21 protein-coding genes are annotated in these 20,669 nt (G+C 64.6%); 13 read left to right on the plus strand and 8 right to left on the minus strand.

Annotation, left to right across the window (positions count from 1 at the left end):
* The first annotated feature begins 28 nt into the window (after window positions 1-28).
* From LVJ94_29385 to LVJ94_29395, 3 genes are read left to right on the plus strand one after another with little or no spacing between them, the layout of a single operon-like run.
* Entirely contained in the window at window positions 29-415 is a 387-nt protein-coding gene (locus LVJ94_29385) for a hypothetical protein (GenBank protein WXB01020.1), read from the plus strand.
* Between the two features lie 29 nt (window positions 416-444).
* Window positions 445-3,453: an AAA family ATPase gene (locus tag LVJ94_29390; GenBank protein WXB01021.1), complete on the plus strand. Its 3,009-nt coding sequence runs from the start codon at window positions 445-447 to the stop codon at window positions 3,451-3,453.
* A complete protein-coding gene (locus LVJ94_29395) occupies window positions 3,450-4,373 on the plus strand; it encodes a mechanosensitive ion channel family protein (GenBank protein WXB01022.1) in 924 nt (307 codons plus the stop codon). The genes LVJ94_29390 and LVJ94_29395 overlap by 4 nt, the downstream gene beginning before the upstream one ends.
* Before the next feature lie 182 nt (window positions 4,374-4,555).
* On the opposite strand, the gene LVJ94_29400 is transcribed toward LVJ94_29395, so the two are convergent.
* Window positions 4,556-5,401, minus strand: a complete 846-nt coding sequence (locus tag LVJ94_29400) for a class I SAM-dependent methyltransferase (GenBank protein WXB01023.1) — start codon at window positions 5,399-5,401, stop codon at window positions 4,556-4,558.
* A gap of 37 nt (window positions 5,402-5,438) precedes the next feature.
* Between LVJ94_29400 and LVJ94_29405 the strand changes: the two genes are divergently transcribed.
* Window positions 5,439-6,071: a DUF99 family protein gene (locus LVJ94_29405; GenBank protein ID WXB01024.1), complete on the plus strand. Its 633-nt coding sequence runs from the start codon at window positions 5,439-5,441 to the stop codon at window positions 6,069-6,071.
* Window positions 6,072-6,256: 185 nt separating this feature from the next.
* Complete coding sequence (locus LVJ94_29410; protein ID WXB01025.1) at window positions 6,257-7,030, plus strand: energy transducer TonB; 774 nt, start codon at window positions 6,257-6,259, stop codon at window positions 7,028-7,030.
* A 39-nt stretch (window positions 7,031-7,069) separates the two neighbouring features.
* Here LVJ94_29410 and LVJ94_29415 read toward each other — a convergent pair whose 3' ends face one another.
* The 3 genes from LVJ94_29415 to LVJ94_29425 all read right to left on the minus strand — a co-directional run bounded on the left by LVJ94_29415 (window position 7,070) and on the right by LVJ94_29425 (window position 10,356).
* The gene (locus LVJ94_29415) at window positions 7,070-7,504 is read right to left on the minus strand and encodes a hypothetical protein (protein ID WXB01026.1); all 435 of its coding nucleotides are present in this window, start codon (window positions 7,502-7,504) and stop codon (window positions 7,070-7,072) included.
* 131 nt (window positions 7,505-7,635) lie between these two features.
* Entirely contained in the window at window positions 7,636-8,883 is a 1,248-nt protein-coding gene (locus tag LVJ94_29420) for an MFS transporter (protein ID WXB01027.1), read from the minus strand.
* Window positions 8,884-8,901: 18 nt separating this feature from the next.
* Entirely contained in the window at window positions 8,902-10,356 is a 1,455-nt protein-coding gene (locus LVJ94_29425; GenBank protein WXB01028.1) for a hypothetical protein, read from the minus strand.
* Window positions 10,357-10,636: 280 nt separating this feature from the next.
* Between LVJ94_29425 and LVJ94_29430 the strand changes: the two genes are divergently transcribed.
* Window positions 10,637-11,116, plus strand: a complete 480-nt coding sequence (locus LVJ94_29430) for a hypothetical protein (GenBank protein WXB01029.1) — start codon at window positions 10,637-10,639, stop codon at window positions 11,114-11,116.
* 12 nt (window positions 11,117-11,128) lie between these two features.
* Here LVJ94_29430 and LVJ94_29435 read toward each other — a convergent pair whose 3' ends face one another.
* The gene (locus LVJ94_29435; GenBank protein ID WXB01030.1) at window positions 11,129-11,743 is read right to left on the minus strand and encodes a hypothetical protein; all 615 of its coding nucleotides are present in this window, start codon (window positions 11,741-11,743) and stop codon (window positions 11,129-11,131) included.
* A gap of 48 nt (window positions 11,744-11,791) precedes the next feature.
* On the opposite strand from LVJ94_29435, the gene LVJ94_29440 reads away from it, so the two are divergent.
* Complete coding sequence (locus LVJ94_29440; protein ID WXB01031.1) at window positions 11,792-12,910, plus strand: beta-lactamase family protein; 1,119 nt, start codon at window positions 11,792-11,794, stop codon at window positions 12,908-12,910.
* On the opposite strand, the gene LVJ94_29445 is transcribed toward LVJ94_29440, so the two are convergent.
* Window positions 12,902-13,888, minus strand: coding sequence for an ABC transporter substrate-binding protein (locus tag LVJ94_29445; GenBank protein ID WXB01032.1), 987 nt, complete (start codon window positions 13,886-13,888; stop codon window positions 12,902-12,904). The two genes, LVJ94_29440 and LVJ94_29445, sit on opposite strands and share 9 nt — an antisense overlap.
* Before the next feature lie 53 nt (window positions 13,889-13,941).
* Between LVJ94_29445 and LVJ94_29450 the strand changes: the two genes are divergently transcribed.
* Window positions 13,942-14,619: a DNA alkylation repair protein gene (locus LVJ94_29450; protein ID WXB01033.1), complete on the plus strand. Its 678-nt coding sequence runs from the start codon at window positions 13,942-13,944 to the stop codon at window positions 14,617-14,619.
* A 15-nt stretch (window positions 14,620-14,634) separates the two neighbouring features.
* On the opposite strand, the gene LVJ94_29455 is transcribed toward LVJ94_29450, so the two are convergent.
* Complete coding sequence (locus tag LVJ94_29455; protein ID WXB01034.1) at window positions 14,635-15,342, minus strand: phospholipase D-like domain-containing protein; 708 nt, start codon at window positions 15,340-15,342, stop codon at window positions 14,635-14,637.
* Window positions 15,343-15,524: 182 nt separating this feature from the next.
* On the opposite strand from LVJ94_29455, the gene LVJ94_29460 reads away from it, so the two are divergent.
* Genes LVJ94_29460 through LVJ94_29470 form a run of 3 tightly spaced genes read left to right on the plus strand, consistent with a single transcriptional unit; the run spans window position 15,525 to window position 18,317 of the window.
* On the plus strand, window positions 15,525-15,707 hold the full coding sequence (locus LVJ94_29460) for a hypothetical protein (GenBank protein WXB01035.1): 183 nt from the start codon (window positions 15,525-15,527) through the stop codon (window positions 15,705-15,707).
* 46 nt (window positions 15,708-15,753) lie between these two features.
* On the plus strand, window positions 15,754-16,971 hold the full coding sequence (locus tag LVJ94_29465) for a family 16 glycosylhydrolase (GenBank protein WXB01036.1): 1,218 nt from the start codon (window positions 15,754-15,756) through the stop codon (window positions 16,969-16,971).
* Window positions 16,968-18,317, plus strand: a complete 1,350-nt coding sequence (locus LVJ94_29470; GenBank protein ID WXB01037.1) for a ricin-type beta-trefoil lectin domain protein — start codon at window positions 16,968-16,970, stop codon at window positions 18,315-18,317. Before LVJ94_29465 ends, LVJ94_29470 begins: the two co-directional genes overlap by 4 nt.
* A gap of 12 nt (window positions 18,318-18,329) precedes the next feature.
* On the opposite strand, the gene LVJ94_29475 is transcribed toward LVJ94_29470, so the two are convergent.
* Window positions 18,330-19,217, minus strand: coding sequence for a LysR family transcriptional regulator (locus LVJ94_29475; protein WXB01038.1), 888 nt, complete (start codon window positions 19,215-19,217; stop codon window positions 18,330-18,332).
* Window positions 19,218-19,265: 48 nt separating this feature from the next.
* Here LVJ94_29475 and LVJ94_29480 point away from each other — a divergent pair, with 48 nt between their 5' ends.
* Both LVJ94_29480 and LVJ94_29485 read left to right on the plus strand, forming a co-directional pair.
* On the plus strand, window positions 19,266-19,586 hold the full coding sequence (locus LVJ94_29480; GenBank protein ID WXB01039.1) for a hypothetical protein: 321 nt from the start codon (window positions 19,266-19,268) through the stop codon (window positions 19,584-19,586).
* Between the two features lie 18 nt (window positions 19,587-19,604).
* Window positions 19,605-20,651, plus strand: a complete 1,047-nt coding sequence (locus LVJ94_29485) for a glycosyltransferase family 4 protein (GenBank protein WXB01040.1) — start codon at window positions 19,605-19,607, stop codon at window positions 20,649-20,651.
* Window positions 20,652-20,669 lie beyond the last annotated feature (18 nt).

A 20,669-nucleotide genomic window follows, 5' to 3' on the forward strand; every position in this document is an offset into this window, starting at 1 on the left:
GCACCAAACTTGATAACGCCGAGCTTCGATGAATCATTCGAAATTCGCCTATTTCGTCGCCACGCTTCTCGCGGTTCCGTGTTTGGCCAACTGCGTGACAGGTGTGGCAGGCGCCCCGACCGATGATCGACAAACCTCGACGAGCGCATCGCTCGTTTCGAGTGAGGACACCGATGGCGGCGTCCCCGTTTGCTCCTCGACCGAACCGTGTGGCCCGGGACAGGTCTGCGTCGAAGGCGTCTGCGTCGACCCCGATGGTGGCGTCGATCCCGATGGTGGCGTTGACCCCGACGGTGGCGTCGATCCCGATGGCGGCGTCGACCCCGATGGCGGCGTGGATGCCGGCCCGACCGCGTGCTCATCCGATGCGGATTGCGGCCCAGGTCAAGGCTGCGTCGGCGGTTTCTGCCAATAGAACAACGACCGTGATACGACTGCTCCGGCATGCGTCGCAGCGTCATGCTGGATCGATGTCGAGCGGTTCTCTTCCTGGCGGCCCTCACGGCCGCCTTATCCTGCCCGCACCGCGCCAACGCCGCCCCTGACGGGGGGTCCGACGCCTCGGTCGGCGACGCCGGTGCGGACGCCGCCGAGGCCATCGACCCGGCCGCCGCGGCGCTACGCCAGACCGCGCAGCAGGTACGCGATCTCGTCGCCGGCAAGCTCGATGCGCGAACGAGCCCGAGCCCCCTCTTCGACGTGCGCATCGACGACGATGCCGCCGTCGACCTCGAAGGCAAACGCCTCGCGGCCATGTTGCGCGACGTCGATGCCGCTGCCCGCAAGCCCAAAGCGGCCATCGACGCCGGCCCGCCCCTATGGACCGCACGCATCGAGCTCGATCGGGCACGGCTCGCGTTCTACAGCTTGCCGAAGCCGGCCCGCGAATCCCTCCTCGCCGAACACACCGAGCGGCAAAAGGCCCTCGCACCACCACCGCCGAGCGATGCCGACCGCCGCGAGCACGATGCCGAGCAAGAGCGGCAAAAGGCACTGCAGGCCGCGCGCGACGCTCGCACCGAGGTCGAACGGCTCGTCTCCGAGGAGTACGCACGCCTTCTCGAAGTGCAGCGCGCCCAGACCCTCTTCGACAAAGAGCTCGCCGCACGTAAGGCCACCATCACCCAGGGCCACGAGGAAACGCTCACCTGGCAACGCCGTGCCCGCGAAGCACGTGCACCGGGTGCGCCGGCGCAGACGGCCGATCGCACCTATGACGACCTGCGCGGTACCTTGCGCGTCGCACGAGGACAGCTCGATGGTGCCCTCACCGCACTCTCCTCGCGCCATAGCGACGTTCCCTCGGCGGGCCCCGACCCCCTCGCCGACATCGAGTCCACCGTCGACGAAGCCGCCAGCGCGCGCGAAGCACGCAGCCGCGTGGAGGCCGAAGCGCGGCGCCTCACGGCGGAGGAAGACCGACTGCGCGATGCCCGCGCCTCGCAGCTCCTCGACGAAGTCGACACACTCAACCGCGAACGCCTCGCCCTGCTCGCGAGCCTCTCGCCCGCCAAGCGCGATGCCATCACCGGCTTCGGCGAAGTCGGCGCCGAGCAAGCCGCCTCGGAATGGCGCCACCTCGTCCTGGTCCTCCGCTACCACCGCCACGCGATCGGCGAATGGCTCCTCGCCCTGCGCGAGCCCGCACGGGCCCTCGGACAAAGCCCCGGCAAGAGCGCCCTCCTCATCGTCGAATGGCTCCTCGCCATCGTCGCCTTCTCGTCGGTGCGCCGCCGCACCCCGCAGATCCTCGCCTCGATGCACGAGCGCGCTGTCTCCCGCGATCGCATCGAGCGCCTCCCCGTTCCTTCCGTCGCCACGCGCGCCATCGCGTTCGTGCGGCAGATCCATCGCCCCGTCGAATGGCTCGCCCTGGCCATCGTCCTTTCGTGGCTCTTGCCCGCGGCAGCCGTGGGGATCCTCGAGGTCCAACTCGCCGCGGTGAGCCTCCAATGGATCTTGGGCGGCGCCCTCGCGGTCAACATCGTCAACGCGCTCGCATCCGACGATGGCACCGCCAAACGGGACGACTCCGCAGCACTCCGCCTGCGATCCCTCCGCCTCGTGGGGCGCGTGGTCGTCGCCTTCGGCCTGGCCCTCGTCTTGACCTCCAGGCTCGTCGGCGAAGGCACGATCTACGAATGGGTCCTTTCCACGTGCTGGCTCGCGTCCATTCCGGTCTTTCTCGTCCTCGTGCGCTGGTGGCGCGACGTCGTCTTCGAACGCGCCTCGCGCACGCGGAAGAAGTCCGCCTTCGAGCAGTGGGTTCTGCAGAATCGAACCGGCTGGAAAAGCTTCTTCGCGGCAACCGCCGGCGGCGTGCACGTCTTCGCACAAGGCGCCGTGCGCTTCGTTCGCACGTGGATTGCGCGCTTCTACCTCACCCGGCGCGTGCTCGCGTACCTGTTCCGGCGTGAGCTCGACAAGCTGGGCGCCGAGCGCGCGGAGCTCCCCACGTCGCCCATCCCGGACGCCACGTTCGAGGCCCTCGGGCCCGATGCCGGCTCGAGCACCTTCATCGCCACCGACCTGGACGAGCGCATCGAGCAAGTCTTCGCGCGCATTCGCCAAGGAAAAGGTGGCATCGTTCTCATCGTCGGCGAGCGCGGGATGGGCAAGAGCACCCTGCTCCGGCGCATCCACGAGCAGATCCCCGAGACCGTGCTCGTCGCCGTGCCCACCGACGGTACCTCCTCGCTGAACGCGGCGCTCGAATCCGCCCCCAAGGCGCTTCTTTTGGACGACATTCAGCACCTCGTCAAACCGGTGATGGGCGGCCTGGCACCGTTCGACGAGTTGCTCGCGATGGCCATTCGGCATTGTGCGAGCACGACCTGGGTCCTCGCCCTGGACGAAGTACTCTGGCTTTTCCTGCAGCGATCGCGCGGCCGGCGGCCGCTCTTCGACGACGTCGTTCGCCTGTCGCCGTGGCCCGAGGAGCCCATCGTCGAGCTGCTTCGCGCCCGCACGGAGAGCTCCGGACTCGGACCCTCGTTCGAGCACCTGCTCGACAAGCTGCCGCCCAACGCCGACGAAATCGACAAACAAGAGGCCCTCGCCGAGCGCGCGGGCCGCTACTACCGATTGCTCTGGGACTACGCCGGAGGAAACCCCGGTGTGGCGCTGCACATGTGGAGGCGATCGCTCGGCATGGACGAGGATGGCAATGCGCACGTGCGCTTTTTTCAAACGCTGGACATCTCGGACCTGCAGCGCTTGCCCGATTCCGCGGTCTTCGTCCTTCGCGCCGTGTTGCAGCTCGCGCCGGCCAGACCCGCGGACATCATGCAGGCCACCTTGCTCGATGCCGCCGACGTGGCCGATACGCTGCGTTATGCGCTGGCACGCGGCTACGTCGAGGAACACGGCGGCCGCTACACGATGACGTGGACCTGGTTCCGCGCGGTCACCACCTTTCTCCAACGCCGTCACCTTCTGGTCGCCCCCCGATGAAACGAACGGCCCACGCGTTTTTCGCTTTTGCTCTCGGGTCCACGTTCTCCGTGGCGGCCCATGCGCAGGATGCCCCCGATGTGACGAAGCTCGCGAGCTTTCTGCGCTGGGGCGGCTTGTTCTTTTCGCTCATTGCCATCGTCGGCGCGGCCATCGTACTTCGCGTCATCACCCGATTATCCGATCGGCTCGGGACGAGGTTCGCCAACCACCGGCCCACGATTCAGAAATACGAATCGGTCGCGCGCTTCAGCACGTACATCGCGACATTGGCCATCTGCCTCACCCTGAGCGTCAAGCTCGACTCGGCGACCCTCACGGTCATCGGCGGCACCATCGCGTTTGCCGTCGGCTTTGCCATGCGCGATCTGGTGGCCGCCTTCATCGCGGGCATCACCATCATGTTCGATCGCCCGTTCCAAGTGGGAGATCGGGTGGAATTCGCGGGGCAATACGGCGAAATCCTCAAGATAGGACTTCGCAGTGTGCGCATGAATACGCTCGATCACAACGTGATTACCATTCCGAACAACAAGGTCCTCACCGACGTCACGTCGAGCAGCAACTGGGGGGCCTTGGAAATGCAGACGCCCTTCGACTTTTACGTCGGCGTCGACCAAGACGCGGAGCTCGCGGCCGAACTCATTCGCGAGGCGTGCCTGACCAGCCCTTATGTCTACCTCGAAAGGCCGGTACCGGTCGTGGCCAAGCAAGTCATCCTGAACGACTACGTGGCCATGCACCTGAAAGCGCGCCCCTACGTCTTCGACTGCAAATACGAATCGGCCTTCGCCACCGACGTGCACCTTCGCGTGGCCAAGGCCTTTCGCGCCCACGGAATACGCCCACCGGCCGCGCTCGCGCGTTCCGTCGAAGCCGACGTCCACCACTACGGCCCCCCCGCGCGAGAGCCGAAATAGGCCGCCAATCGCTCGCGTCACCAACAGAAGAAGAAATCGCCAGGATCGCCAAAAGAGAGTCGCCAGGATCGCCAGGTAAACCAACAATAAACCCTCATTTGGTTTATTGCCGTTTCCCTCGGCCCCCCTGGCGTCCTGGCGGTTTCTCTTTCTTTCCCGTTCGAGATTGCGCTCCGCGTGTCCTAGACGCGGGCGTGCAAGAGGCACCCGAAGTTCGAGACGCCGAGGCCGTCGGTGCGATTGCGAAAATACTTCTCGCGCAGCGTGTCGGGCTCGATGGACTCGACGTGGGAAAAACCGAGGGCCTTCACTTCCGCCGGAAATTCCGCCGGATCGAAGAAGCTGAGGAACGCTTCGCCGCCGGCGCGCAGGCGCGGCGCCGCGTCGTCGAAGAGCGCGCGGGAGTCTTTGTCGAAGCGCCGCGGGTCCACCATGTAGTCGAGAACCACTTCGGAGCCGGGCGCCATTTTGCTCATGAATTGCACGGTGCCCATCACCGCCTCGCGGGTGAGGTAGGCCGTGACGCCGAGCCACGAGAGGAACACCGGCTCGGAGCGAACCAGGCCCGCCCGCGCGAGGCCCTCGTCGAGCGTCACCGTCTCGAAATCGAGCGGGACGTACACGAGCGAAGGCGGGATGGCGATACCGGCTTTGGCGAGCAGCTCGCGCTTGCGAACCTGCGTTGCGGGATAGTCGACTTCGAAAATGCGCAGCCCCTCGTGCGGATTGCGGTACCCGAAGGTGTCGAACCCGGCGCCAAGCACCACGTACTGATGAACCGCGCGCGAGGCAGCGACGGCCAAGGCATCCTCGACGTAACGGCTGCGCGCCGCCAAAAAGCCGCGCATGTTGGTGACCGCGGGCGAGTCCGGGGTAAGTCCCCGCGCCAAGAACGCCGCGCGCTCCTCCTCGCCCGTGATGCGTGTGGCCAGCGGATCGTCGAAGACCAGCGGGCGGTCGAGAACCTGATGCAAGGCACGCAACACCGCGGCCCCCAAAGCCGTCGTACTCGATTGTTTCTCTTGCATGGCCGTTACCGGCAGTGTGACATGAATAGGCGGCGACATGAATGTGATCGGCTTCGACGACGGCCCCTTTCCGCGGGAGCATCGAGGGGATGTGCTCCTCGTGGGCGCCGTCTGCTCGGGCACCCGGCTCGATGGGGTGGTGCGTGGCCGCATCCGCCGCGACGGCACGGATTCGACGCGCGAGATGGTGCGCCTCGTCCGTGCGAGCCAATTCGAGGAGCACCTGCAAGCCGTTCTTTTGCAAGGTATTGCCGTAGGCGGCTTCAACGTGGTCGATATCCACAGCCTCCGCGAGGAGCTGGGCATCCCGGTCGTGGTGGTGGTGCGCCGCCACCCCGATTTGGACGCCGTGCGTCGCGCCCTCTTCAGCGACAGCCCGCACGAGCGCCCGCGCGTTCCGGGTGCCGCGCGCAAGTGGGAGCTCATCGAGCGCGCGGGCGTCCTCGAGCCCCTGGGCCCTTCCCACCGCGCCCTGCAACGCGCGACCAAAATGGGAGCGGCGGCCGCCAAAGTCCCCAAGGTGTGGATGCAACGCGCCGGCGTTTCCCTCGAAGAGGCTCGAAAGATCGTGGCCACCACCACGCTCCACGGAAACATCCCCGAACCACTTCGCCTCGCCCACCTGATCGCCGGCGGCATCGTCACCGGCACGAGCCGCGGCCGTGCTTAACGGACTCCAATTTCGATTAGCGTCGATTTTCTAACACCCTGCGCACGCTAAAAAGACCGAGATCGAAATGGATTGAAGAACGTAATCACGAGTTGCGTCTGACCGCTGACGTGTCATGCATCCAGGCTGGCTCGTCTCGCTCGTTTCATTTCCACTCTTCACTTCGCAGACACACGAGGTGCGCGATGTTCGATTCGGTTTTGGGCCGTGGGGCCCAGCCTACTTCCCGCGGCTTTTTCCGCGGGGCGATTGTCTCGGTGACCGTGCACGTGGCGGTCTTGGGGCTCGGTGTTTACCTTTCGGTGCACAAGCCCAAGGCGCTGGAGAAGCCAATTGCGCCAATCGTGCTTCTGCAGCCGCCACGCCTGCAAGCACCACCTCCACCGAAGCTGCCCTCCGTGCAGGACCCGAGCGTCCATCCCAAACCTGCGCAGAAAAAGTCGCCGGCCATCCTGGAAAGCGAAACGCCGCCCGTGGAAAGGGATCCACCGCCCAGCCAGCCGAGCAGCTCGAACGCGGAGCCCGGCCCCAGCACCGGCGACGCCACCGGTGCGCCTGGAGGAACCGGAACGGGCCCCTCCACCTGCGGCGGCCTTGGGCAACCCCCGTGCGGTACGGCGCCGCCGTGCGGAGGTCCCGGTCAGCCGTGCGCGCCCGAGGGCGGCGAGACCGTACTGCCATTCATCCCCGGCATGGTGCGCCCCACGCTTCTCTCGGGCGACGAAGTGCCTACGCCACCCCGCGAGGCCATCACGGCCAAGGTCGAAGGACTGGTGCTCGCCTCGTGCACCATCACGGCCACCGGCAGCGTCACCCACTGCCGCATCCTCAAGGGATTGCCCTACATGGATGACGTCATCCTCTCGAACCTTCAGGCGCGCAAGTACACACCCATCATGTACCAGGGTCGGCCTGTCAGTGTAGAATACAAGTTTCCCTTCCGCATCGTGGCGCAATAAGCGCGAGCCTGCCCGCAGCCCCGGGAGACGGGCGCGCGTTCAATCGTTTTTGGCGCCGGCCAAGATCCAGGCGCGAATGGACGCGCGCTCGGTGTCCGAGAGCGCGGGCAAGTCGAGCGGCATCTGCGCACCGCAGGTGCCGCTGCACGTGGCCGCCAATTGCGCCTGCGTCCCGTCGATCTTCATCATCAGGTAGCTCGCATCGGGATTGCCCGGCACGACGAATTGCGCACCACGCGCGGTGGGGCTCGCGGTCAGGAGTGCCGCGTGGACATCGTTGGGACTCGACGGAATGTAAATCCCCAGATTCGACTCCTTCGACCCATGGCACGCCGTGAGCGAACAGCTCTGCGCCAGAATCGGGTGCACCGTCTCCTTGAACGACGGCCCCGGCTCACTCCGATCCGACGAGGATGAACAGGCGACCAGGTTGAGCGCCATCGAGGCAACCGCGAGTCCGCGAAGGAGTACCACGCTCCGAGTCCGAGCAACCCGAATGCCACGACCGCCGCCCCTCTCTTGCGTGCGAAATTGCACGCCCACCCTGGTTGGCGCCTCCCCCAGACAGGATCGCCCGCCCACCAGCGGCGCGCGACGTCCGCTCGTCAGGCGCGCAGAGGGCGTGCGCTGGCGAGGACTCCGTTGCTCGCCAATTGCGCATTCACTTTGTACATCGACACGATGGTCAAGGTGACGATGAACGTCACCGCGAAGCCGAGGCCCTCGTAGCCCGTCAACTTGCCCTCGGGCGTTTGCACCACCACGAGCCCGGCCACCGACGAGGCCACGCCGCCCGCAAGCTGTTGCAGCGAAGAATTCACCGACATGAACGCCCCGCGATCGTTCACGTCCGGCACGGCCGACAAGAGAGTCTGCGCCGCAATCATGCGCAGCAGCACCGTGGTGAACAACACGACATTGAGCGCGATGACCTGCCAGAGCGGCGTGATCCCCAAGTTGCAATACCAAGCCACGAGGGGCATCGTCAGAATCGAACCAAGGACGAACACTGCGTACTTCTCCGCCCGGTCGCTCATCTTCCCGATGATCGGGCCCGTGATGATCGAGGCAAAGCCCGTCACCACGTACACGAGCGGAAGCTGCTTCAACGTAATACCCAGATTGTGCACGCTGAACGCACTGGCGAACGGCATGAGCATGTAGCCGCCCGTCGTCAGCAACATGGTGCTGCCGAACGCCCAGAGGTAATGCGGTTTGGAAAACGTCCCCAAAACGTGTTTCAGCGGACTCACCTCCGAGGGGGCCACCTTCTGAAGCACGATATGATCGTCGATGGGCTTCAGGCGGAGCAGCATCATCACCCAAATGGGAATGCTCACCAGCACGATCATCAAGAACGGCGAATGCCAACCGAACCGGTTCGAGAGGTAAAGCCCCAGGGGAATGCCCAACACCTGGGCCGCGGCGAGGGCCATCTGCACGGAGCCCATGACCCGGCCGCGCATCTCGAACGGAAACAAGTCCGCAACGATGGCCGAACTTATCGAACCGAGGACGCCGCCGAACAAGCCGGTCACCGTCCGCGCGATCAGCAGGGAGCGGTAGCCGGTGGCAATGCCGCACAAGAGCGTACCTACGATGAAGCCAGCGTAAAAAAACAGCAGAATCTTTTTGCGATCGAACTTGTCGGCGAACCCGGCCGCAAGAAAGCCGGAACCGCCGGCGGCAAACGCATACATCGAGACGACCAGACCGAATTGCACCGTAGAAATACGAAGTTCCTGCAACAGCAGCGCGCCGAGCGGCGAAAGGATGGCGAAGTCGAGTACGACCGTGAACTGCAGGAACGCCAAGATGGCGACGACGAAGCGCTGGTACTTGGTGAATTTCATCCGGTGCTTCGCATGGATTTACCGGCCGCGGGCCGTCGTGTCGAGCGCCACGCCCTCGTATTCGAGGATCACGAGGTTGCCGTCTTCGTAGAGCGTTCGACATCGATCGCGCAGGTGACGTGCCCGTTCGGCCGTGGTGACGACGAGGGGTCGCTTTCCCGATTGAAGCTCCACGGACAGATTATAAAATTGCGTATCGGGCATTTGCCATCGCACGAACGCCGCCGGCGGTAGCTCCGACAAGGTCTCGACCGCCGTCTCGTCGCAGTGAACGACGGTCGAAGCGGTGAAACGCTCTCGAAGCGCCATCGCCGTCCGGTACGCGCCTTGGTACCCCGTGGCGTGCTTGTCGAGCTGCCCGACGAAGGTCGGAAGGGTGCGGGTGGCGGCGAGAAGAAAAAGCGCCGCCCCCGCAAGCCCGAAGGCCACGTGCTCGAGCGAAACACGGCGCACGAAATGGCGCCGCCGGAGGTACACCGCCACGCGGAGGATGCCCGCGGCGGCCGCCGTCGCATACAACGGTGCAAAGGACAGCGCATGCCGCAACAGACCGAGGTGTTGGCGTGCGACGAATCCGACCGTGAGAAAGGCCAATATGGCCAGAAGGGCAGCCCGCCAGACGATGGGCGGCCTTCGCAAGGTCCAGCGCGCCCCCGCCATGGCAAAGAGGACGAGCGGCCCGAGATCGATGGCCGGAACGACGAGCGCATACCAGAGTGACATCCACAGTGGGTGCGGACGCACTGGCCATCGCTGCTCCGCGGACTCGAAGAAGCCGCGCGCGAACACGAGATTCTCGTGCACGAAGGCCAGCGAGGCACGCGCGTACAGGTACCCGCCGATGGCGAGACCGGGAAGCCCCCACGCCACCGCCCGCGAAATGGTTCGCCCGCGATGCCACCATGACGCGAACAAGACGATAGGCAGGACCCAACCTTCGTACCGAAGCAACGCCGCCGCCGCGGCAAAGCCCCCCGCGAGCAGCGCGCCGAAAGCGCCGCCGCGTCGCCATGCGAGGAGGGTCGCGAGCACGAGGCACGCGAAAAGAGGCTCCAGCGCGCCCGCCTCGCCGATGACCAGCGCGATGGGACTCAAGGCCAAAATGCCCGCCGCGAGAAAAGGCAGCGCGCGGCGCGTGAGTCCCTGGCCGCGCGAAATACCCGTTAGGCACGCCGCAAGCAACGCGCAAAGGCACGACGTGAAGATGGCATTCGCATACCGAATACCGTTCATCCCGTAACCAAGTGCGAACGAGAGCGTATGCATCACATGACCGAGCGGAAGCCACACCCAGTGCACGCCCATGTCGAACGGATCGAGCCACATCCGCCGGGCCGCCAGGGCGTGGCCGTAGGCGTCGGGCTCGAGATCGGGGCCGCTCCGAATCAGCGTGCATTTTGCCCACGTGATGATCGCGATGATCACCCCCGCCAGAATGGGCCACGCGGCCCCTCGTTTGGACGCTGTCGGCATGACCTCTCGAGGCATACCGGGCGCCCCACCTCACACCTGTCGCTCGTTGTAACTTCTTGTCCGAGAGGTATCCCTACGTCGACTGGATCGAGCCAGATCTCCCATGAACGCGCAGGAGTCCTGGGCTCGCGGGCGGCCGGAACGGCAACCACAATGACGCACATCGGCAAATGCGCGTCATTATTTCGTTAGGACTCTTACCAATCGGGATCGAGCAGCCTGGCACGAAGAATGAAGCCAGGATGGACTCGCTTCGACGTTCATCTCCGGGGAGAACTCGATGTGTCAATTTGTCGTCACCCAGCGCTTCATGGCGCTCGCCACGAACTACGACATCACCCAACCAGGATCGAGTGAGGTGCTCATGACCGTGAAGGGCGCCCTCATGAGGGTGTTCCCTTCGTTCTCGCTCGTCGAGGAGACCGGCACATCGCTCGCCACGCTCCGAGGAAACTTCACCAAGACGCGGTTCCGCATCCGCGCGGCGAATGGCAACGTGCTGGCGAGCCTGCATTTTCCAGCGGTAGCGGTGGAGAAGACCCTCTCGCTGTTCATCGGCGAGACGGAGTACACCGCCAACGCCGGGATGTTCCGCGGTGTATTTCAGTGCAAAGACGCCTCGGGGAGTACCGTCCTCGAGATCTTCAAAGTACGCAGCATGCGCGATCGCTTCAGCGTGGTCACAAAAGACGATATCGATCGGGAGGTCGGATTGCTCGCCGCCGTGGCCATTCACTCGCGCTTCTTCGAAATGGCGTGATCACACGCGTTGTCACACCCAAGAACCGCGAAACACCAAGGTTGTCGGCTGAGCTTCGTCGTAGATCTCTTTGACGTAAAGGGTCGAGCAAAACAACTTGCCCACGGATAGGGCGAGCTCGCGCAAGGTCGAGCGGAAATATGGAATATGCGCGATCGTGAGGCCGAGGAGCTCCACGCGCACCTCCTTCGGTCCCTCTTTGTAGACGACCACCGCGCCGCCGTCGCACAGCCGGTCCCAGAGGCGACGCAAATGAGCCAGTGGCGTCCAGGGTGTGACGCCCACCTGCCTCGCCAAATGGCCAGTGACGGAGAACAAGGTGCTGGTGCCGGGGCGCACCAACGCGCGGGCGATGGCATCGCGCTCGGCCGAAGTGAGAGCGAGTCGATCGCACGCCGTATAGTGCGCGACGACCACGTCGCTGGGCAGCCACATGCCCACGACGGAGGTTAGAAGCGCCTCGCGATGCGCGGGGGGCAGAAGCTCGGAATAGCGGTCGAAAAAGCCGCAATCGCGCAGTGCATTTTGCGAGGCCACGAGCCACGTGCTCCGGAATCGGGTCGTCGGCGTGATGCGATGCCTCGGCACGTCGAGGCCGACGAAGATCTCGGCGGCGTTCCCCCGCATACCTCGAGGATACGCTTTTCTCGGACATGATGGTCTATAGATGCGGGCATGGCGTCCCGTTGGTTGGTCGTGCTGATGACGTGGCTTGCGTGCGCCGGTTGTGCCCGGCCGGCGAAGACGCCCGACCCCGCGCCCACGGTGGATGGCCTCATGGCCGACTACGCGAAACCCGACGGACCAGGCGCCAGCGTGGTCGTGATCCACGATGGCCGAATCGCGTTTTCCCGCGCCTACGGGCTCGCCGAAGTCCAAACGCACACCGCCGCGACGGTGGAGACGAATTACCGACTGGCCTCGCTGACCAAGCAGTTCACCGCCATGGCCGTCATGCTCCTGGTCGCCGATGGAAAGCTTCGTTACGACGACCGCGTGGTCGACGTCCTACCGGGGTTTCCCGATGATGCACGGCAAGTGCGAATTCGGCATTTGCTGAATCACACCTCGGGCATATGGGATTACGAGGACTTCGTTCCCGAGAATTCCACCGTTCAAGTCAAAGACGCGGACGTGGTCCGTTTGGTGGCGCAGGCCGGCCGCATGCGCTTCGAGCCAGGCACCCAGGTGCGGTACAGCAATTCTGGATACGCGGTGCTCGCCCGCGTGGTCGAGCAGGTGAGCGGAAAGTCGTTCGCGGTGTTCCTGCGGGAGCGCATTTTCGAGCCCGCGGGCATGCGCGGCACGGTGGCCTACGAGGCGGGCATTTCCACGGTTCCACGGCGCGCCTACGGGTACGCCCCCGAGGCGGGTCGCCTGCGCCCGCGCGATCAGAGTCCTACGAGCGCGGTGTTGGGCGACGGCGGCGTGTATTCATCGGTGGTCGATTTGGCCGCATGGGATCGGGCCCTCGAGAAGCACACCCTGCTCGGCGAGGCGGGCCAGCGCGAAGCCTTTGCCTCGGCGCCGTTGCCCGGTGGCGCATCCGCACACTACGGGTTCGGCTGGTTCGTCGACCAGGACGCCGGGCGACCTCGCCTCACGCACCACGGGGAAACATGCGGCTTCACCAACGCAATCGTGCGCTACCCGGCGCAGCGCCTCACGGTGATCGTGCTGACCAACCGCGCCGGCGGTGAGCCGTGGCGCATCGCCCAGAGCATCGCCAACCACTGGCTCGAGGCGCCGGGCCGCGAGCCATGGCCGTTCGAGTCGATGGCCAATTCACGCTGAAAGATCGGCATCGAACGCGTGCCGCGCGAGAGCCGCGTCGAGCCGCACCACGGTCTCGCGGTGACGGTGGCGAAAATCCGGGAACTCGTCCGGGTGGGCGCACGCCGCGAGAATCTCGAGCGACTCGACGATGCGCGGGCCGGGTCGATTGAAATACGCATTGCCATCCGCGATGAACACGCGCCCCTCGCGAACGGCCCTCCACGTGTCCCACGGCAGCGCCGCCCGCAGCACGTCCAACTCCTCGAGGGTTCGCTCCAGGGAAAAGCCGCACGGCTTCACCAGGACCACGTCGGGCGACAGCGCGGCGAGGGCTTCGCGCGTCAGCGTGGGTGCATGATCGCCGGGCTTGGTCGCCAACGGATTTGCACCGGCCATGGCGATGAGCTCGGGCATCCACATGCCCCCGATCATCACCGGATCCATCCACTCCACCGACAGCACGCGCGGGCGCTCCGCGAGCGCGGCCCGGGCGCTCCGCTGCTCGATCTCGTTGGTGCGGCCCCGCAGCGCGAAGATGGCGCGAACACCTTGCTCGGCCCGGCCGAGGGCATCGGCCACGCGGAGAATGTCCGACCAGATGTCGTCGAGGTGGGTCGGGTGCAGGTTGACGATGCGCACGTCCTTTTTCGCGAGCCGCGCCACCGCCGCCTTCACGTCGTCCAGCGAAACGGCGCACACCTCGCAAAGGTCTTGCGTGACGATGACGTCGGGCTGGGCCGCCTCCAGACGATCGAGCTCGATTTCATAGACCGAGAGCGCATTCTCCAGGATCGAGCGAACCTCCGCATCGATGTCGCGGCTCGACCGGCCCAAACCTTGGCTAGCCCGGAGACGGGCGCGCGTGAGAATGGGCAGGCCTTCGAGGCCGGACGGGAAATCGCACTCGTGCGAAATGCCCACGAGCTCATCGCGTGCGCCGACGGCGCAGACAATCTCGGTGGCAGAAGGGAGAAGCGATGCGACACGCGCGTTCATTGCACGGAGAGAATGTACACGGTTCTGCACGGCTTCGGACTATTGTGCGCACCATGGACGGGTCCGTCGCGGTGCGTTTCTTTCGCTCGCGTTTTCGGTCGGCGGGCGACATCGAGCGAGCACACTACGAGAAGAAATATTTGAAGAGCGCGCTCGATTTTCATGGCGTGAACCTTCCTTTCGTGCGCAAAGCCGCCGCCGAGTTCGTGCGGGCCCACGAGCTCGACGCCGCGTCCTTGCGGTCGGTTACCGAAGCGCTCTTCGATACGAACTTTCACGATCTGCGCTCGGCGGGCATCGCGGTGTTGGAGCGGCGACGCGAACTCCTCGCCTTGGGCGACGTACCGTGGCTTCTCGAGCTGGTGCGGAAATCTCCAGGCTGGGCCCATGTCGATTGGCTCGCGATCAAGGTGATTGGCCCCACCGTCCAGAACCAACGGACGATGCCCCGCCTCCTTCGCACATGGTCGCGCGACGAAGACTTCTGGGTGCGCCGCACCGCACTTCTCGCCCAACACGACGCCCTTCGCGCAGGCGGTGGCGACTTTGGACTCTTCGAAGAGATGGCCACCCCGCTGCTCGACGAGACGGAGTTCTTCATCCGCAAGGCCATCGGCTGGGTCTTGCGCGAGACCTCGAAAAAGAGCCCGGACCTGGTGCGCGCCTTCGTGGCGAAGCACCGCGAGCGCATGTCGGGCCTCACGCTCCGCGAGGCGAGCAAATATATCTAATGGCTATCGTCCGGCTCAGGCCAACTTGGACCAGAGCTTCTCGAAGTGCGCCGAGAATTTTTGCACGAGGTAGGAATCGCGCGTCATGACCAGGTTCTCGTCGTTCTTCGACGACGCGGTGCGCGTCCAGTTGTAGCTGCCGTTGAGTAGCGATTCGTCGTCGAACAGCGCGAACTTGTGGTGCATGTGGAACTCGGTCCGGTCGACACGCACCGGGATGCCTGCCTGCTGGAGCCTCGCCACGTCGGAACCTTCGTCGCACGCCTTGTCGTTGTCCGTCACGATGCGGATCAGTGTCCCGCGGCGGTGGGCCGAGAGAATCGTCTCGGCAATGCGATCGTCGGTGATGGTGAATACGCACACATCGACCTTGGCGCGCGCATTCTTGAACCCCGAGAGAACGGCGCCCAGGCATTGGTTGCCGGGGCTGAAAAACGCGTCGCTCAACTGCTTGTGGCGTCGTGCCTGGGCGCGGAACGTGTCGTCGGCCAAAAGGCCCATCACCTCTTCCAGCCATTCCACCATGCGCCGCGCATGCGGATCGCTCAGCTGCGACTTGGCAATGGTGAAGGCGCGCCCGCGCAGAAGCGCGAGCTCGCTGCAGCAGAACTCCGACTCGCGCAGCGTTTCGTCGAGCATCTTGCGCTCCCCACGGGAGAGCCGCCCGTCGGCAAGCGTTTCGCGAAGCCGGTCCTCGAACTCTTTGATCTTCGTCGCCGCCACCCCGGTTTGGATGACGATGTGGGTCTTGGCATCTTGGCGAAGGTGTCTTTCGGCGAAACGTTCCCATTTCGAATCATCGTCCTGCTTGAAGCGCGGCAGCGAAACCGAACCGGCGGGACCGGCGCAATGTGTGGTTCAGAAAGGAAGGGACGCCACGACCTCCGGCGATCCTTTCTCGAGCAATGGACAAGGGCACCGGCCCCGCCGGGATTGTTCCGCTGCCGCTGCTCGGCTGCCATCAAGTTGCAAATCAGGAACAGCCAACCGACTGTTCCGTTCGCGGATTGGCGCGCAGCGTGATGATCGTCCGGATCAGGTCAGATGATCGGTTCGATCACCCCTCCGATCCCTCATTTCATCGATGATACGCATAATCATTGCCGGCATGCATGGTGCAGCTGCGCCGGCCCCATGAGCACGAATGTACAAGCGACGATGCTCGCCACGGCCGCTCTTGGCGTTGCGCTCTCCGTGAGCCCCACGCCTGCGGCCGCGGCGCCGACCTTCACCGACGATTTCAATGGTCCGGCAGGGAGTGCGATCGACCAAAGCAAATGGCGTTTCGAAACCGGGGATAACGTCAACAACCACGAGCGGCAGTACTACACGTCCAGCACCAGCAACGCGTCGATGGACGGCCAAGGCAACTTGGTCATCACCGCGCGCCGTGAGAATCCGGGCAATTACCAATGTTGGTATGGCCGTTGTGAGTACACGTCGGCGCGCCTGTCGACGGCGCAGACCTTCACGCAGCGCTATGGGCGCTTCGAGACGCGTCTCAAGGTCCCGCGCGGCCAGGGCATGTGGCCCGCATTCTGGATGCTCGGCAACGACATTGGCACCGCCGGCTGGCCCGGCAGCGGCGAAATCGACATCATGGAGAACGTCGGTTTCGAGCCCGGCACGGTGCACGGCACCCTCCACGGCCCCGGCTATTCCGGATCGGGCGGCGTCGGTGCAGGATACTCGCTTCCCAATGGTCAGGCCTTCGCCGATGGCTTTCACACGTTCGCCATCGAGTGGGCCCCCAATGTCATTCGCTGGTACGTCGACGGTAATCTCTACTCGACGAAAACGCCCTCGGACATTGGCGGCAATCGCTGGGTGTTCGACCATCCGTTCTACATCATTTTGAATCTCGCGGTCGGCGGCTACTGGCCGGGCGATCCCAACTCGAGCACGCCCTTCCCCGCGCAGCTCGTCGTCGATTACGTGCACGTCACCACCAGCGACACCGCCCCCGGCGGCCGCACCGGCCCGATCAGCGGGCTCGCGGGCAAGTGTGCGGACATCGCGGGGGCCAATAGCGCCAACGGCACCGCCGTGCAGCTCTATGATTGCAACGGCACCGGCGCGCAACAATGGACCATTGGAACGGATGGGACCATCCGCGGTTTGGGCAAGTGCATGGACGCCACCGGCGGCGGCACGGCCAATGGCACGCAGATCCAGCTTTACGACTGCAATGGCAGCGGCGCTCAGCGATGGACGGTGAGCTCCGCGCGCGACATCGTCAACACGGCAGCCAACCGGTGCCTCGATGTCAGCGGCAACAACTCTGCAAACGGAACACGGTTGCAACTTTGGGATTGCTCGGGCGGTGCCAACCAGAAATGGACGACTCCATGATCAAGCGAACGGCTTTCTTTTTCGGTGCATTTCTCCTCGCCACCATCGGCGACGTACCCCAGGCTTCCGCGGCCACGGGTCAGATCAGCGGCCTCGCGGGCAAGTGTGTCGACGTGGCGGGCGCCAACAGCGCCAACGGCACGGCCGTCCAGCTTTACGATTGCAATGGCACCACCGCCCAACAGTGGAACGTTGGAACCGATGGGACCATTCGCGCCCTGGGCAAATGCATGGACGTCGCCGGTGCCGGAACGGCCAACGGCACGCAGATCCAGCTTTACGACTGCAATGGGACGGCGGCCCAGCAGTGGACTGTGACCGCGGCCAAGGACATCGTCAACCCGGCGGCGAACAAGTGCCTCGACGTCTCGGGCAACAATTCTGCAAATGGAACGCGATTGCAGATTTGGGACTGCTCGGGCGGCGCCAACCAGAAATGGAACGCACCGACCGGCGGCCCCACGCAGCCTCCGGTGGGCGCCAAAGCGGTGGCGCCGTACCTCTATCAAGGGTGGGGCGCCCCGCCCAACCCGGCCACGGTGATGAGCGCCACCGGCGTGAAGTGGTTCACCATGGCCTTCATTTTGAGCAACGGCACGTGCAATCCACAATGGGATGGCCAGCGCGGGCTCACCGGCGGTGCGGACCAAAGTGCCATCAACACGATTCGCAACAACGGCGGCGACGTCATCGTGTCGTTCGGCGGTTGGAGCGGCAACAAGCTCGAGCAATCGTGCGGCAGCGCCAGCTCCCTCGCGAATGCCTATCAAACCGTCATCAACGCCTTGGGCCTCAAGGCCATCGACATCGACATCGAGGCCGATGCCTACGCGAGCGCCACGGTGAAACAACGCACCGTCGACGCGCTGAAGATCATCAAGCAGAACAACCCGGGCATTAGCGTCTACGTGACCTTCGGCACCGGCACGAATGGCCCCGATCCGGACATGATCAACCGCGGCGCGGCCTCCGGGCTCACCGTGGATGGGTGGACCATCATGCCGTTCGACTTCGGCGGCGCAGGTCAGAACATGGGCACCTTGACCCAGCGGGCCGCCGAAGGCCTGAAAAACGCGGTCAAGAATGCCTACGGCTACACCGACGACCAGGCCTATCGGCACAGCGGCATCTCCTCGATGAACGGCAACACCGATCAAAACGAGGTGGTTACGCTGGATGACTTCCGAGCCATATTGAACTACGCCAACCAGCACCACCTGGCGCGGCTCACGTTCTGGTCGGTCAACCGCGACCGCCCGTGCACCGGAGGCCCTGCGGATTCGTGCTCCGGGGTGTCGCAGCAGCCGTGGGACTTCACGCGCATCTTCGCCGGCTACGGCGGTTGATGCGCCCATCCGTCACCCCTTCTTGCGGGTGAGGGCGCGGACGACGGCATCGACGGCCGGCTCCGTACCGCGTTTGGACACGCGCTGAATGGCGAGCAGCTTGCGTGCGCCGAGCCCTGTGAGTGGACAGGGCTCGACGCCGCGGGCATCCCCCAGCGCCAGCTCCGGCACGATGGCCACGCCCTCACCGGCCGCCACGAGCGCGAGCACCGAGGGAAACTCCTTGCACACGTGCGCCACGGTGGGCTCGAATTTGCCGCGCTTGGCGAGCCGCTGAAGCGCGAGATCCAAGCTGGTGCCCTCCGGCGCGGCGATCCATCGCTGCGCCGCGAGCGCTTTTGGCGTGCGCAGTTCGCGCGCGAGCGACGCCGAAGCCACGACGTAATAGGGATCACGCAGGAGCTGGCGGACCTCGATGCCCGGGGCACTGGGATCGTCCTGGTCGTCGTCGCGTTCGTCGAGCATGAGATCGATTTCGCCCGTGCGGAGCGACTTCTCCACGCCGAGGCCGTACAGCTCGATGACCATGGGGATCACGCCCGGCTGCTCGGCGCGCAGGATCGGCAACGCCTCGATGACCAGCCAGCGGATGGCCGATTGAAAAGCTGCCATGCGCACCACACCGGAGACGCGACCTGTCGCGGCCGCAACAGCCCTTCCCGCCGCAACGAGCTCGGCCTCGAGCCGCTCCGCATGGCCCGCCAAGGTCAAACCAATGGCCGTGGGTGAAAGCCGCCGGTGCGTGCGATCGAAGAGCTCCACCCCGAGCTCCTCCTCCAGACTCCCAATCTGCTGGGAAATGGCCTGCGGCGTGAGGTGCAGCACGCGCGAGGCTCCGGTAACGCCCTCCGCGCGCACGACGGCCAAAAGAACCCGTAACCTTCGCGGATCGACGTCCATGTAAGCCGAGCTTACATGATGCTCCACATAATCTAGCTTTTCTTGAAGGTGGCGTCTGCCACACTCGCGGCCATGTCCGACTACCCACTGCTGATTTCCCTCGCCGGCTGGACCGGCGCCGCGCTGCTTCTCGCCTCCTACGCGCTCGCTTCGGCGCGCAAGCTCGAGGCCAGCGGCGCCACGTTCCAATGGATGAACGTCGTAGGCAGCGCCGCCCTGGCGACGAATTCGGCGCACAATGGTGCGTGGCCCTCCGCCATTTTGAACGTGATCTGGCTCGGCATTGGTGCCGTTGCGCTGCTGCGTCTCGTGTCTAACGGCCTAAACACGCGAAAATCGCGCGCACACGGATTGCACGTCGCACCCTGACCAAATCAGGGTGATCCATTGAAAGTTGCCATCGTCTCTCCACTCATCGAAAGCGTGCCACCAAAATTATACGGAGGAACCGAACGGGTCGTCTCGTACCTTTGTGAAGAACTGGTTCGACAAGGGCACGACGTCACCCTCTTCGCCTCGGGCGATTCCATCACACGTGCACAGCTACGGCCGATGGTGGAGCGAAGTCTTCGCCTCGATCGATCGTGCCACAACCCCAATTCGCACCACGTCGTCATGGTAGATCGGATCGTCGAGGCGGCGTCCGAGTTCGACATTCTCCATTTCCATCTCGACTATTGCCATTTTCCATTGGTGCGCCGGCTCGGCCTTCCCAGCGTCACCACCATGCACGGGCGGCTCGACTTGCCCGAATTCGTTCACACCTATTCGTACTTTCACGACGTGCCGCTCGTCTCCATTTCCGATGCCCAGCGCGCCCCCATTCCCCACAACCATTGGGTCGCCACTATCCATCATGGCCTGCCGCGCGATCTCTACCTCTTCCAACCCGATGGCGGCTCGTACCTCGCGTTCATCGGGCGCATCTCGCCGGAGAAACGTCCCGATCGGGCGATTGCCATCGCGCGTCGTGCAAAAATGCCACTCAAGATTGCCGCAAAGGTCGATGCCGTCGATAGGGAGTATTTCGAAGCCCAGATTCGGCCTTTGATCACCGGAGCCGACGTGGAATTCATTGGTGAGATCGATGATGTCGCAAAACGCGACTTCATCGGCAATGCCCGAGCGGTCCTGTTTCCCATCGATTGGCCGGAGCCGTTCGGCCTCGTGATGATCGAGGCCATGGCATGTGGAACGCCGGTCATCGCGTGGCGATGTGGCTCGGTGCCCGAGATCATGGTCGACGGTGAGACCGGCTACGTGGTGCAAAGCGAGGACGAGGCCGTGGAGGCCGTGGCGCGTGTTCACGAGCTCGACCGGCGCCGCTGCCGCGACGTCTTCGAGCAACGCTACACCGTGGAACGGATGGCTCGCAATTACGTGGACGTGTATGCCCGCCAGGCAGGGTCGGATGAGCGACTTCGCGTGGCATGATTCCCCGCATGCGGAGAT

This window comes from Sorangiineae bacterium MSr11367 (assembly GCA_037157805.1).
Classification (GTDB): Bacteria; Myxococcota_A; Polyangia; order Polyangiales; family Polyangiaceae; genus Pendulispora; species Pendulispora rubella.